Raw genomic sequence first — 13,515 nt, 5'->3', positions numbered from 1 at the left:
TTTCGTCCTAGAATTCGTATTTTGCATTTAGCGTGAAGTAGCGCCCAGGCTCAGTTGAGTAACGCTTACTTTCCTCAGCGATACCCGCTACGTCCTGGTATCGGATGTACTCTTTGTCGAACAAGTTGACGATGTTTGCGCTAACACGAAGGTCTTTGGAAACGTAGTAAGTTGCGCCAAGATCAAACGTATTCCACGCGCTTGTCTGCGCACACTCTGTCGCTAGACCAAGTGTGGTCTGGCATTTAGGAACGCGATCCATTGCCGCGGCCCAGTTCCAAGCCACGTAAGCATTGAAGTCTTGGTTGGCGTATTTCAGTTGAGCGTTACCTTCGAATGGCGTAATGCTTCGAACGTATTCACCTTCCGCGTCTTTGCCATCTACGTAACCAAACTTGGTGCTGATGTTCCATCGCTTAGTGATCGCGTAACCCGCAGAAAGCTCTGCACCATACGTCTCGACACCATCGAGGTTTTGGTATTGTTTAATGTAATTACCATTGCTTGAGTCAAAGCCCGTGGTCACAACGTCGATGAAGTTTTCAAACTTGTTGTAGAACAAAGACGCATAGACATACGCACGACCGTTATCGAACTTGTTACCGATTTCAAATGAGTCCGAAGTTTCAGCTTCTAGATCCATGTTTGGTGCAATGACAAACGGCGTGAGCGGCACAAAGTCGTGGCTTACAAAGCCATACGCTTTATCGTATTCCGGAGCACGGTAACCATGGTTATAAGATACATAAGCAATGTTGTTGGCAAATACTTCACGAGAAACCGAAAGACTTGGAGATACCTCTGAGCTATCCATGTCTTTTAATGGGAAGCCGCCCACTTCACCCGCACCGTCTGGCGTGAGACGGTGCGCATCAAAGCGTAGGCCACCTGTGATGGTCCATTTATCCAGTTCCACCATGTCTCGAACGTACAAACCAATGTTATAAGCACGAGCAGGAGCGAAAGGTTGTTTGGTCGAAGGTGTTACTCCGTTCCAATCAATCTTGGAGTCGCTATCTGTGCGTTCGTAATAGTCAGTAGAAAGCTCGACACCGTAAGCCAATTGGTGCTCAGCATTTGCTGCATAAATCGTATTAGTGAAATCGCCACGGAAGCCAATTGTTTCGTCAATGAAGGTTTTGTGTTCCAGCTCGCGACGCTTGGTGATCAAACCATTGTGATCCACTTGGCGCATTAAACGGTTGGTGTCTTCCACCACTTCGGTGTGACGCCAGTAAACTTTGGTATCCAACTCTTCGAACCAAGTTGGATTAATCGGAGTCACCTCTGCACCAATATAAGCGCTGTACTCTTCTGTGGTTTCATCCTCAGCAAAGTCTTCAATATGCCAAATTCCATCAGGTTGAATGGACGGTGAACCCTCCAAACGCTCTTGGTTCTGGGTGTAGAGTTCCGCTTTGGCTTTCAACATCACCTCTTCATTGAAAAAGTGGTTGATCGTATAAGCACCGCTGTAACCATCGAGGTCGCGGTTATACAAATCTTCATCAAAGTTACGTGTCTCTTGTCCTTGCCAGTATGAAACGTTAAACAAACTCTCTGTATCACCGGAACGGAAAGCTAGATTACTCGTGCCTTTGTACTTGTTGCTGATATCGGTGTAAGTACCGGAAACATCGGTGTAGAAGTCTTTGTCTTTTAAGAAATCACCCGGCTGGCTGGATTCTAAAATCACCACACCGCCGATCGCGCCAGAGCCATGCACCGAAGAACTTGCCCCTTTAATGATTTGCAGCGATTCAAAATTGGATAAATCAAAAGTATCTCGCCCAACGGTATCATTAATGTCATTCGCACCGAAGCCATCCGCAGAACGAATGCCATCACGAACGATCATAATGCGGTTACCCGTCATACCACGGATGGTAATGTTTTGCGGACGTCCTGCACCGCCCGTCACGCTTACACCAGGTTCGTTACGCAGCACGTCATATAGCTCGGTCTCGCCTCTTTCTTCGATTTGCTCGTTTGTGATAACCGCGACACTACCTGCCACTTTTGACAATGGCTGATCGATTTTATTGGCGGTTACCACCACCTCTTCCATTGAGAAAACCTTAGATTCGGCGTGCACTTGACTGGCAGCAAGTACCGAAAGTACTGCCGCTGACACTGGGGTAAGCTTCATTTACTGCTCCGCTTTAGATGTTTTAATGAGTGATAGTAGAAATGCGTATTCTTTTGCTTGTTGTTCTTGCGCTTGTCGTGGGTCCATTTGGTGGCCCGAATTAAAATCAGTTTGCAACAAGTACGGCCCGTTGCGCTCACTTAACGCTGAAACTTTAGCCAGATACTTTGCGCCTTCCCAATATGGCACGCGCTGATCAATTAAACCGACTTGAACAAACATGGGTGGGTAAGCGTCTTTATGGATATTGAGAATCGGATCGTACGCCTTCATTAACGCCAATTGTTCAGGTTTGGTTGGGTTACCCCATTCGCCATACTGCTGTGTGGTAAGCGGAAGTGAGGTATCCGACATACTTGCAACCACATCAACAAAAGGCACTTTAAGTACGGCACCTGAAAACAATTTAGGATCTTGATTAACCGCTCCGGCCACCAACGTGCCACCAGCACTAGAACCGATGGCGAAAACCTCTCTATTGCCACGTTCGAATGTTTGCAGCGCCTTCGCGGCCGCGACAAAATCACCAATAGAATTGGCTTTTCGCACACCACGGCCTTGCTCGTGCCATTCATCGCCAAAGTACCCACCGCCACGGACATGGGCGATAGCGTAAATCACACCTTGGTCGAGTAAACTGATAACCTGAGGCATAAAGTACGGTTTCATCGTAAAACCATACGCGCCGTAACCGTAAATCATCACAGGAGATTGTGGGTGCAATTTGTCTTTGCGATACGCCAAAGAGACCGGGACAGAAACGCCGTCGTGCTTAATAAAAATACGTTGGGATACATAACGCTGACTATCAAAGTCTTGGTAAGCATCTTGAGAGTACAAGGATTTATTCAGCGTTTTTACATCGAACTCTTCCCACTGAGGAGGCGTAGTCATCGACATGCTTCGGATACGAATCTTGTTTGATTCAAAATCGCCCAACGTGCTTAGCCAAGCGACATTACCATCGTGTTCCAATGGCAGTATCACTTTTTCCTGACCTTGGTAAGAATACACCGTCAAAGTCGACACATTGTTTGGCTTGCTAAGTGCCACAACTCCTGCATCATAAAGGTAGAACTGTTCAAGCGGCTCACGAGGATTGGTGAAGCGTTGCCATGTTGCGCCAAGCGGTGCGAGTTCGACTTGGTAAAGGGCGAACTTTCCTTCAAGGTTGCTTTTCAGATAAATGTAACCTTTCGCCACATCCGCGTAATATTCCACACCCACTTCAGGCTTTCGCAATGAATCTGAGACAGTGCCCGTTTCTAGGTCGACAAGCTTCTGCTCTGTTGTTGACTCGTTGTTGCTTTGCAGCACAGCATAACGGCTATCTGCCGCACGATAGAAAGAAAGTAACCAATCTGACTTGGGTTCATTCCATAGGACTGTTTTTGCCAAAGATTCAGTGGAGATACGTAAGATCTGATGAGGTCGCTGAGTGCGCTTTTCCTTTGCAACGAGGAATGCCACTTTCCCGTTAGGTGACAACAATACGCCACTATCGACGTGCGTCACCAGTTCCGTAGATTGACCGGAGAGTAAATCAACAACCACGGCGCGATATTGTTCGCTGCCGTCGATATCTTCCGTGAAAAGTAATGTGTCACCATTCACTTGCCATTGACCAAGTTGGTAGTACTGATGCGCAGATTGTCGTTTATCGAAATCGAACACCACGTTTTCTGGCGCATGTTGACTCGCACGGGACAACAGTAAGTAACGACCATCACGACGCGTTAGCGTCCACTCTCTTCCACTCATGATCGACCATGGCTTATCACCTTTGTCTGCCACCATGGTACCCCACTGCGTGAGTAGGTTTTTTGTCAACGTCTGATAACTTTTTTGGTGCTGTTCAGTTTTGTGGTTTTGTTCTGTTAGGTAGGTAAGAACTCGCTCATCTTTACGAGCATCATCTCGAAGCCAGTTGAAATCATCAGCAGCAAAGCCAGAACTAGAGGTAATTATGAGCCCTAAAAAAACATGAGTAAATTTCATATAGAGAGCGAATTCATTTATAGGATTAATACAATGGCGCGTATTCTGCCCTTAAATAAAAATGAGATCAATTATCATTTTCATAATCATGTGAGATTTTTATCTAGTGTGTGAGGAAAAACGTTTGCTTTGACCGAGGTAATAAAACTTAATAACTTCCTAAATTAGCGTTCTATGCTGCTTATATACAACCAGACAAATATAAAAGCTGACAAACGAGTGAGTATGGAAAGACGCTATTTCACCTAGCGACAGACATAAAAAATCCGAGTGCGAACACTCGGATTTTTAAGAACTAAAATCAATGGGAAACTACAGCAGCTTTTACTCTTCAGAGCTCGGTGCCGCTGGTTTTTTCTTAGGGATGAAGACATCATCACCCACAGATACGTTTTTGTAGAAGCTCTTGTCACGCTTAGCTGGTTTTTTCGCCGATTTTTTCGCTTGAGGGCGAGCTTTCTTTGCTGTCGCTTTCTTATTGCGGAAATCTGGTTTAGGTGGCTTAAGGCCTTTAAACTTACCTTTCAAATCTTCGAACACTGAAAACTCAAGATCTTGTTGTAGGTATGATTCTACACGTTTAAAGCTATCCCAGTCTTTTGGACCAACAAGAGATATTGCATCCCCTTTATTTCCAGCACGACCAGTACGACCAACTCGGTGTACGTATTCTTCGGTATGCTTTGGCATATCGAAGTTGATGACGTGTGTCACAGTTGCAATATCCAAGCCGCGGGAAGCAACATCAGTCGTTACAAGGATCTTAAATACTGCGCGCTCAAACTGACTCATAATGGTGTTACGTTGAGTCTGGTTCAAGTTACCACTCAGTGCTACAGCCTTCAGTTTCTTTTCGTTCAGCTTTTCTGTTAGTCGCTCAGTATCATCACGCGTTGCCGTAAAGATAATAACTTGACGGTATTCAGCCTCAGAAAGAACACGATCTAAAATTGCCTCTTTATGATCTAGGTGATCACACAAGTAAAATTTTTGCGTGATATCTTTATGTTCTTCGTTAGAAACGCCGATAGCAATTCGCTTTGGCGCATTGAGCATTTCAGCCGCGATTTCATTGACGTCTGCATGATCTAATGTCGCAGAGAACATCAACGTTTGACGACGACGATGCTTGGCTGCTTTATGAATGCGACGAAGCTCTGGTGCAAAGCCCAAATCCAACATACGGTCTGCTTCGTCAAGAATCAGCGTTTCCAAACCATCCAGATAAAGCGAACGATGATCTAAGTGATCAGCCAAACGTCCTGGTGTCGCCACGATAAATTTCGGGTAACGACGCAGAGCTTTTACCTGATCGTTAAAGTTCTCACCACCCAAAATCAGTGCTGCTTCATAAGATAGGCTAGCTAGCATAGAACGAAGCTCACCATATACTTGTTTCGCTAGCTCACGAGTAGGAGCAAGGATTACCGCGCGAGGGTCTTTCGCAGAAAACGATTTTGTCTTTAAAGACTTATGAAGCATTGGCAATACAAACGCCAAAGTCTTGCCCGAACCTGTTTTCGAAGATGCCAATAGATCCTTGCCTGCAATCGCAACAGGAATCGCCTGTTGCTGAATGTCAGTCGCTTTTTTAAAATCGTAGTGTTTTAGGTTCTTCAACAATCGGTTGTCTAGGCCTAGATCTTTAAATTGCAAAGTATTCTCCAATAAATCAGTCAGCGTCTGAGCGCTCTGTAGTGTCGTTTCCGCTCTAACGCAGCAAAAAAATAAAGCTCGGTATAATACCGCAAATCATAGGAGTATAGATAGAGATCACACAAACTAATTCCCTGTGGTAACAGTAAAACATCATTTGTGGCTCAGTTCAGAGTAAAGACTAGCCTTTTTGATGAGCAGCTAGACAGGAAGTTTAGAGAAAAGCCGTTCAAATATGCCTTCTATCCATCAACAAAACGACGTAAATAGCAGTTATTTGGGCCAATAAACTTTCATTTGTGTCAATATCGTCTAAATTATTGATATCAGGAACGTGGCAAATACACCTGCTATGAAAACTGTTGTGAGAACGAAATAAAGGATAGGTAGTTAAACTTTGTTAAGTTCAGGTAAAAGTTGACGTCAGGTACTCCATGAAATTCTTGGGTTTTTTTGACTTTTGCTACATCATGTACTGATAAAATGTAACCACATTTAACCTCGCTACTGTATAAAATAATAGTTAGTGGCGAGACTTTCACTATAAGCAAGGAGTTCTTATATGAACAAAACGTTGATCGCAGCTGCAGCAACTTCAGTACTTCTACTAGCTGGTTGTGCTTCTTCTGATGACGCAGCTACAGCAAATGCAGCAAAATTAGACGAACTAAGCAACCAAGTTAGCCAACTAAGCCAAGACGTACAAGCTCTTCAATCTGACGTTCAAAAATCAGGCGCAGCAGCAATGGCTGCTCAAGAAGAAGCTGAGCGTGCTAACGAGCGTATCGATAACATCGCTCAGTCTTACACTAAGTAAGATTTAATACCGCGTCTTAACGCCCGTTAAGGCGCGGTTATTTCGATAGGAACCCCATTCTGTGCAGCGATTGCTGCTTTAGCCTTCACGTTTTTCATACCGAATTCATCCAGCCACCACTTTAACTCTTTCGGCACTTTCAGTTCATCTTTCTCGCCATTACTACGAGTCAAAGGCTCATGTGCTTCTAAGAACACACTTCTGTCAGGCTCAAGTGTCATTTTGATAGGCTGGTTAATGATGTTAACGTCTTCACCGTTACGAACCTTGTCAAATAACCACTCAATGTCACTTGGGTCCATACGAATACAACCCGCGCTGACTCGCATACCAATCCCAAAGTCCTTGTTGGTACCATGAATTAGGTATTCGCCATTCCCGTAAGCTAAACGCAATGCAAACATACCAAGTGGATTATCAGGCCCCGCAGGAACAACGGCTGGTAGGTCAATGCCCTTTGCTTTGTACTCGGCACGAATAGAGGCTGGAGGAGTCCATGTAGGGTTCGGTCGTTTTTGGCTGATACGCGTTGTCATTACTGGGGTATCGCGCCCTACTCGGCCAATTCCGACAGGAAATACATGGACAATATTCTCTCCTTTCGGAAAGTAATATAAGCGCAGCTCGGCTAGATTAATAACGATACCTTTATAAGGTACGTCTGGGAGGATTAGCTGTGTCGGAATAGTAAGAACATGCCCCTCTTCTGGTAAGAAGGGATCCACGCCTTTGTTTGCGGCCATTAAACCTAGCATACCCACATCGTAGAGCTTAGCGATATTTGCCATGGTTTCGCCTTCTTGCACGACGTGGTTTTCAAGGCGACCAATTAAACGGCTTCCATCCTCTGGTAATTCGTACATCTTAGCGAATGATAGACCACTCACTAAAGATAACGACACAGATAGCAGGGTACGTTTTGCGAAACTCATTGATCGCTTTTTGCTAAGCATTTCACTCTATTCCTTGGCACTTTTAAAGAGCTGTAAGGTTATCTCTCTTTCTGTCTTGTGATCAACCATCGGCTTGTGATATTCCAGTAAAGAAAAGCCCTCCCAAGTCCAAGGTTTATGGATGTATTTGTTCGGTACACTTTTGATTTCTGGTACCCAGTGGCGCACAAATTCACCATTAGCATCGAACTTTTCGCCTTGGCTTATCGGGTTGAAAATACGAAAGTATGGCTGCCCGTCACAGCCCGTAGAAGCAGACCATTGCCAGCCACCATTGTTCGCTGCAAAATCGCCGTCCACCAGCTTACTCATGAAGTACGCTTCTCCCCATCGCCAATCAATATGTAAGTCCTTGGTAAGAAAGCTCGCGACAATCATACGTAATCGATTGTGCATCCAACCTGTTTGATTGAGCTGACGCATTGCTGCATCAACGACTGGGTATCCCGTTGTTCCTGTCTTCCATCGCTCAAAGGCTTTCTCATCATAGGACCACTGGATTTTATCCTCCCAATCGATAAATCCTTTGCCTTTGACGAGTTTTGGTTCGAAAACCAATAGGTGCTGATAAAACTCACGCCAAATGATCTCACTTAACCAAGTTGCTTTCCCTTCTGTAAGGTCATTTTGTTGATTTTCAGCATACAAACGAGCAATACACTGCCTTGGTGATAGCGCGCCAATCGCAAGGTATGGAGACAGTTGGCTAGTGCCATCAATAGCTGGAAAGTCTCGCTCGCTTTGATACGCGTCACTGCGCTCCCGTGCAAATTCCCTAAGCTGCTTCAAAATATCATTAGTCGAAGCCAGCCAGTCTTCACTGGATTCTCGAGGATAGCTAAATGTGAAGCTTGAATTAAATCGAGCCGACTCTAATTGTTCGAGTACCTTTTTATTGAGTGGCGCTTGCTCGTGAGGTTTTACTACCGTCGGCATATGGAACTGCGTTAACCAAGCACGCTTGAATGGCGTAAATACCTTAAAATATTCGCCTTGCTTATTAAGAACCGTCGTTGGCGCGTGCACACATTTGTCATGAAACAGTTCAAATTCGATATCGTGAGAAGCTAACGCTTCACTTACTTGTGTATCGAGCTCTCGTTCGTTCACCTCATAGTGAATGTTTGCCATGACAGACGTGGCTTCAAGTGTTTCCGCCCACCCACTAATCACATCTGTACAATCGGAAAACGACGGCACCTCTTTGTACAAAAAAGGAATATTAAGGCTTTCAAGCTCCTCGTTAAGACAAGCTAAGCGACGAGCAATGAGGTCTGCCTGCATCGGCGCCATGTGATGCTCCCGCCACTGCTCTGGCGTCGCGATAAAGCAAGCGACGACAGGCTGACCTGAATCCAACGCCGCTTTGAGTGCCGTGTGGTCTAACGTACGTAAGTCACGTCGAAACCATACTAAAACCATGGTAGCTCCTATCTTTTGTCTACTAAGTTAGGTGTAATTTCTCTATCACTTCAGAGCACCCCATCCGATCACCTAACTGTGCGTGAAGCATTTTGATGGACGCTACTTGTTTAGCAGCTAGCGCTTTGTTGGAGAAAAGGTAGATAAACGAACCATTTTCAACGACCTCGTGATCTAGTAGACCAGAAACATCATCAACCTTATCGATCAAAGTCGTGTGATACCCTTGTTCGCAAAGCTTCGCTGCTTGAATCCAACTCTCAGACTCTCTGTTTTGTTCAAAGCTAATGAGCAGACACTTTCCTTTGGAAGCGGCTTTGTTTTCAGAATCGATAACAAGGGCAAGTCGAGTGATCAAACAAGTCTGAAATAACCCTACCTGTAAAGATCGCAGCGATCCTTTCACCATGTCTAGCGCATCAAATACTGGGTTAATAAACTGATCAATAACGAGTTTTAGTGGATACTCTTTAAGAACAGAGGCAAGTAAACTCTCTGCTTTTCCTCGATTCAGGGTAGACAGCGCAAGCAGCATGTTTTCAACTTCTTCGAGTGTGCGAACCTCGTTTTTGACTTCGACATCGGCGCTTTTTCCTAGCAGCCCCTTCACTTTACCAATCGAAATCCCCTTCGCGAGCCAGCTCTGGACTTCGCGAATCGTATCGAGATCTTGCTGGCGATAAAGTCTGTGTCCTTTTTCAGTTCGCTGAGGCTGGATCAAGTTGTATCTTCGTTGCCAAGCTCTCAGCGTAACTGGTTTTACACCCGTGATTTCTGCGACATCTCGGATCGCGTATAGTTTTTCTTCTGAACTACAAACCATAGCGTAATCTCATCTCCTGCGGATACGGTTCTAAAAACTTCTGTTTTGCTAAATATTCGTCTGGGTAAGTATTTAAGTAATGCTTAATCAATGTAAGTGGTGCTAGCAGAGGCAGCATTCCGATACGGTAGTCGTGAATCACTGTCGCTAACTCTTCTTTTTCTTCTTTAGTTAGTGAGCGTTTGAAGTACCCTTGTAAATGCATCAACACATTTGTGTTATTTTTGCGGCTAGCCCGATTCGTTAACGCCTTCATCAGTCCTAAACGATACTCTTGGTAAAAGTCTTCAATTTCATAATTAGCGACATCGGCAACTAAGCGGCCAAGGGATCGGTATGACTCTGGGTGGTGTGCCATTAACGTCAGTTTGTAGCGCGAATGAAAGTCTATGATTTTGCCACGAGTAGGCTCACCATCCATCGAGTCATAAAAGTCATTTAGACAAAATACTCGAGTAATAAAGTTTTCTTTCAATACAGGGTCGTTAAGTCTGCCATCCTCTTCAACAGGCAACCAAGGCATTTTTTGCATCAATGTTTGTGTATACAAGCCAACACCTTCTTTCGCAGCACTGTTCTTGCTGTAAACCTTGACTCGCTCCATGCCACAAGTTGGTGACTTGGCACAAACGATGTAACCACAAAGCTGCTCGCTTTGAAGTTCATCTACTTTATTGGCCGAGTAAGTGAGCATATTGTCGGTATGATCATTTTCTGGATTTTTGGTTTCAACCAATGCAACACGCTCTTCATTAGAAACAAGACGAATGGTTGGACGGGGTACTGGCATACCTACGCCGACTTCAGGGCATACCGAAATAAAGTCAAAATACGGGCTAAGCTCTTTAGTCACAAAGTTGCTCACCTTATGACCAGAGTCAAAACGCACTCGTTCACCCAAAACACACGAACTGATACCTACTTTGATCGAAGATTCCATGATGATGCATCCCTATACAAAAAGTTTTGTTGTATAACTTATAGCAAGCCTTTCCAGATTGTACAAGAAAATAAGTTGTACAATTTAATCGTTTTACTTCACTCGAAAGTATTTCGATCAACCAGCTGTCAGAAAAAAGTTTGGCCCAAAAACAAAGAATTTGTGCGCGCAATCGACAAACTGCTCAAAAGCAAATCGATTGCTCTTTTGATTTCAACAGATTTGGTTATCAATAGTAGTTGCAGTTTCTAAATGCGTGGTTTTTGTGACTAAGCTCTCAAGGGGCCACTGTACGTCCCGATATTATTGCCTCAACGAAAACGAACAAGTTCAACAGAATTGGTAATAGCGTTCTATAATAGAGGCGTTTTATCAAAACAAAACTTTGGAGAGCACTTATGGCAACCCCACACATTAACGCACAACCAGGTGATTTCGCTGAAACAGTTCTAATGCCAGGCGACCCGTTGCGCGCTAAATACATCGCTGAAACGTTCCTAGAAGATGTGAAACAAGTTTGTGACGTTCGCAACATGTTCGGCTTTACTGGCACTTACAAAGGCAAAAAAGTTTCTGTAATGGGCCACGGCATGGGTATCCCGTCTTGCTGTATCTACGTACACGAGCTAATCGCTGAATACGGCGTGAAAAACGTTATCCGTGTGGGTAGCTGTGGTGCAGTACGTGACGACGTGAAACTAATGGACGTTGTTATCGGTATGGGTGCTTCTACAGACTCTAAAGTTAACCGTATCCGTTTCAACAACCACGATTTCGCAGCAATCGCTGATTACGGTCTTCTAGAAGAAGCAGTTAACCAAGCGCGCGCTCAGGAAGTGCCTGTAAAAGTAGGTAACGTATTCTCTGCTGACCTGTTCTACACACCAGAAGCAGACATCTTCGAGAAGATGGAAAAACTAGGCATCCTAGGTGTAGACATGGAAGCGGCTGGTATCTACGGCGTAGCAGCTGACCTAGGCGCGAAAGCACTGACTATCCTGACAGTTTCTGACCACATCATCCGTGGTGAAAAACTAAGCTCAGAAGAGCGTCAGAAGTCGTTCAACGACATGATGAAAGTTGCACTAGAAACTGCAATCAACATCTAAGAACAAATAGTAAGTAATAATTTGCAGCCAGAGTTATGCTGGCTGCCCGAATTATCCCGAGGGGGCGATTGTGTCTAACGGCGAACTGCCAAAAGACGCAGATGGGTTACAACTCAACTTTTGTAAAACATTGGCGTGTGACAACTTTGGATTGAGTGATGCAAAGCGTTACGTTCTGCAACATGCGAACCCTAAGCGTCCGGCGATGGTATGCCGTGAATGTGGAGCTTTCCCCCCCTTACTTAATAATCGCGATGTCGTGAACGAACTTCATCGCCTGCGGCACGTCCACAGTGACGGGTTGCCTGCTTGCCGTAATGATGATTGCGACAACTTTGGACTTTCTGTCCACACTCACAAACACCTCTATCACGCTTTCGGTTACAGTGGCGATCGCCAACGTTACCGCTGTAAAGTGTGTCAATGTACCTTTGTCGACAAGTGGTCTGGTGCCAACAAGAAGCTTCAATTTCAAGAGAACTTGATGGGTTTATTGTTTACGGGATATTCCGTACGAGAAATCTGCCGCAAGCTTAGTATTAACCCAAAAACCTTTTACGATCATGTTGACCATATAGCTAGCCGCTGCCGCCGCAAGCTGGCAACCATTGATGCGCGCTGGGTAAACCACGCAACGCATTATGAATTGGCCTCAAACTATATTGCATTGCAACCGAACAGCAATAATGGTGTGTATTGGATTGTTTCTGGCGAAGCGCATTCTGGCTATATTCTTTGCCAGCACGTCAATTATTCCGCTGATGAAGAGCCAATCGCAACTCTCGATCATAATCCTTACGATGAGGTGTCTCGTTTTGTTTCCCAGGAGTACGTAGCGGAAGCAAGTGAGCCGCTTGCGGAACCTTCTCATCACCTCAGAGAGCGAATTGACCAAAAATACCAAACAATTTTGGCTCGCGGTAACGTAGAAGACCCTCTTGGTAATCTATCTGTATTTCATTACCCTTCAAAAGGGGCATTAGTCCGTCCGCCATACACCTCGTATGCACACTATTTGCACGTACTTGATATGTGCTGCCCAAACAAACGTGTATCTCTATACATGCCTCAAGATCCCCTACTACGTTCAGCTGCATTGAGCGTTTGTTTACCTCGTATTAAAGAGAAAAGTGTCGACTTGATGTATGTAGAAGAGGACGCTAGTTGGGACATGAGCACTCCCTTTGGCAAAGTCGATATCGCCTATATGAGTTGGTGGCGCGATCGTTGGGCAATCTCTAGTCAAAACGAAAACCACAAAGGCATTTGCTACCTCGCTGGCGATCAAAATGAGCCTGAAAAATGGTTTAACGTTGCGACAACTCGTCATGTGAAGTTTTATCAAAACCGCTTTCAGATTCTTTTCGAAAGCTTCATTAACGAGCCACGTCGCAAATTACGACCTGCTGGTATTTTACCTCTTTTAGATATATTCAGAGCTTGGCATAATTTGTGCTATCAGGATAAACAAGGTCTTACCGCTGCACAAAGGTTGGAAGTCTCTGATGCACCTTTGACAATCAAACAGCTCCTATCGTAGCTATTCTATTGGTAATTTAGATGTAGTAATTAGGGGTTGTAACGGTATACATTACGGCCCCTGATCGTTTACCAAAACGTTATCCGCATCGCTTTGGTAAAGAAACAT

General features: G+C 44.8%; 10 protein-coding genes. 3 read left to right on the top strand and 7 right to left on the bottom strand.

The features are described 5' to 3' along the window. Positions 1 to 7 precede the first annotated feature (7 nt). The 3 genes from R7F64_RS01915 to R7F64_RS01905 form a co-directional block, all read right to left on the bottom strand. Complete coding sequence (locus R7F64_RS01915; protein WP_318071403.1) at positions 8 to 2,149, bottom strand: TonB-dependent hemoglobin/transferrin/lactoferrin family receptor; 2,142 nt, start codon at positions 2,147 to 2,149, stop codon at positions 8 to 10. Beyond that, positions 2,150 to 4,147, bottom strand: coding sequence for a prolyl oligopeptidase family serine peptidase (locus R7F64_RS01910; RefSeq protein ID WP_086047249.1), 1,998 nt, complete (start codon positions 4,145 to 4,147; stop codon positions 2,150 to 2,152). A 324-nt stretch (positions 4,148 to 4,471) separates the two neighbouring features. Further along, complete coding sequence (locus R7F64_RS01905) at positions 4,472 to 5,815, bottom strand: DEAD/DEAH box helicase (RefSeq protein WP_318071402.1); 1,344 nt, start codon at positions 5,813 to 5,815, stop codon at positions 4,472 to 4,474. 550 nt (positions 5,816 to 6,365) lie between these two features. Here R7F64_RS01905 and R7F64_RS01900 point away from each other — a divergent pair. Next, positions 6,366 to 6,620, top strand: a complete 255-nt coding sequence (locus R7F64_RS01900; protein ID WP_005375145.1) for an Lpp/OprI family alanine-zipper lipoprotein — start codon at positions 6,366 to 6,368, stop codon at positions 6,618 to 6,620. A gap of 26 nt (positions 6,621 to 6,646) precedes the next feature. Here R7F64_RS01900 and R7F64_RS01895 read toward each other — a convergent pair whose 3' ends face one another. From R7F64_RS01895 to R7F64_RS01880, 4 genes are read right to left on the bottom strand one after another with little or no spacing between them, the layout of a single operon-like run. Next, the gene (locus R7F64_RS01895; RefSeq protein ID WP_318071401.1) at positions 6,647 to 7,573 is read right to left on the bottom strand and encodes a L,D-transpeptidase family protein; all 927 of its coding nucleotides are present in this window, start codon (positions 7,571 to 7,573) and stop codon (positions 6,647 to 6,649) included. Between the two features lie 6 nt (positions 7,574 to 7,579). Next, positions 7,580 to 8,995 (bottom strand): deoxyribodipyrimidine photo-lyase, encoded by a 1,416-nt coding sequence (gene phrB / locus R7F64_RS01890; protein ID WP_258460657.1) that lies wholly within the window; start codon positions 8,993 to 8,995, stop codon positions 7,580 to 7,582. A gap of 22 nt (positions 8,996 to 9,017) precedes the next feature. Next, the gene (locus R7F64_RS01885; RefSeq protein WP_318071400.1) at positions 9,018 to 9,818 is read right to left on the bottom strand and encodes a MerR family transcriptional regulator; all 801 of its coding nucleotides are present in this window, start codon (positions 9,816 to 9,818) and stop codon (positions 9,018 to 9,020) included. Next, the gene (locus tag R7F64_RS01880) at positions 9,808 to 10,758 is read right to left on the bottom strand and encodes a YbgA family protein (RefSeq protein WP_017635475.1); all 951 of its coding nucleotides are present in this window, start codon (positions 10,756 to 10,758) and stop codon (positions 9,808 to 9,810) included. The genes R7F64_RS01885 and R7F64_RS01880 overlap by 11 nt, the downstream gene beginning before the upstream one ends. A 398-nt stretch (positions 10,759 to 11,156) precedes the next feature. Between R7F64_RS01880 and deoD the strand changes: the two genes are divergently transcribed. Next, the gene (deoD, locus tag R7F64_RS01875) at positions 11,157 to 11,867 is read left to right on the top strand and encodes a purine-nucleoside phosphorylase (RefSeq protein ID WP_005375140.1); all 711 of its coding nucleotides are present in this window, start codon (positions 11,157 to 11,159) and stop codon (positions 11,865 to 11,867) included. Between the two features lie 70 nt (positions 11,868 to 11,937). After that, positions 11,938 to 13,407: a lactate dehydrogenase gene (locus R7F64_RS01870; protein WP_017635476.1), complete on the top strand. Its 1,470-nt coding sequence runs from the start codon at positions 11,938 to 11,940 to the stop codon at positions 13,405 to 13,407. Positions 13,408 to 13,515 lie beyond the last annotated feature (108 nt).

This window comes from Vibrio sp. Vb1980, assembly GCF_033338615.1.
GTDB classification, from domain to species: Bacteria; Pseudomonadota; Gammaproteobacteria; order Enterobacterales; family Vibrionaceae; genus Vibrio; species Vibrio alginolyticus.
The sequence above is the reverse complement of the archived record's forward strand: the minus strand, read 5'-3'. Positions and strand labels throughout refer to the sequence as shown.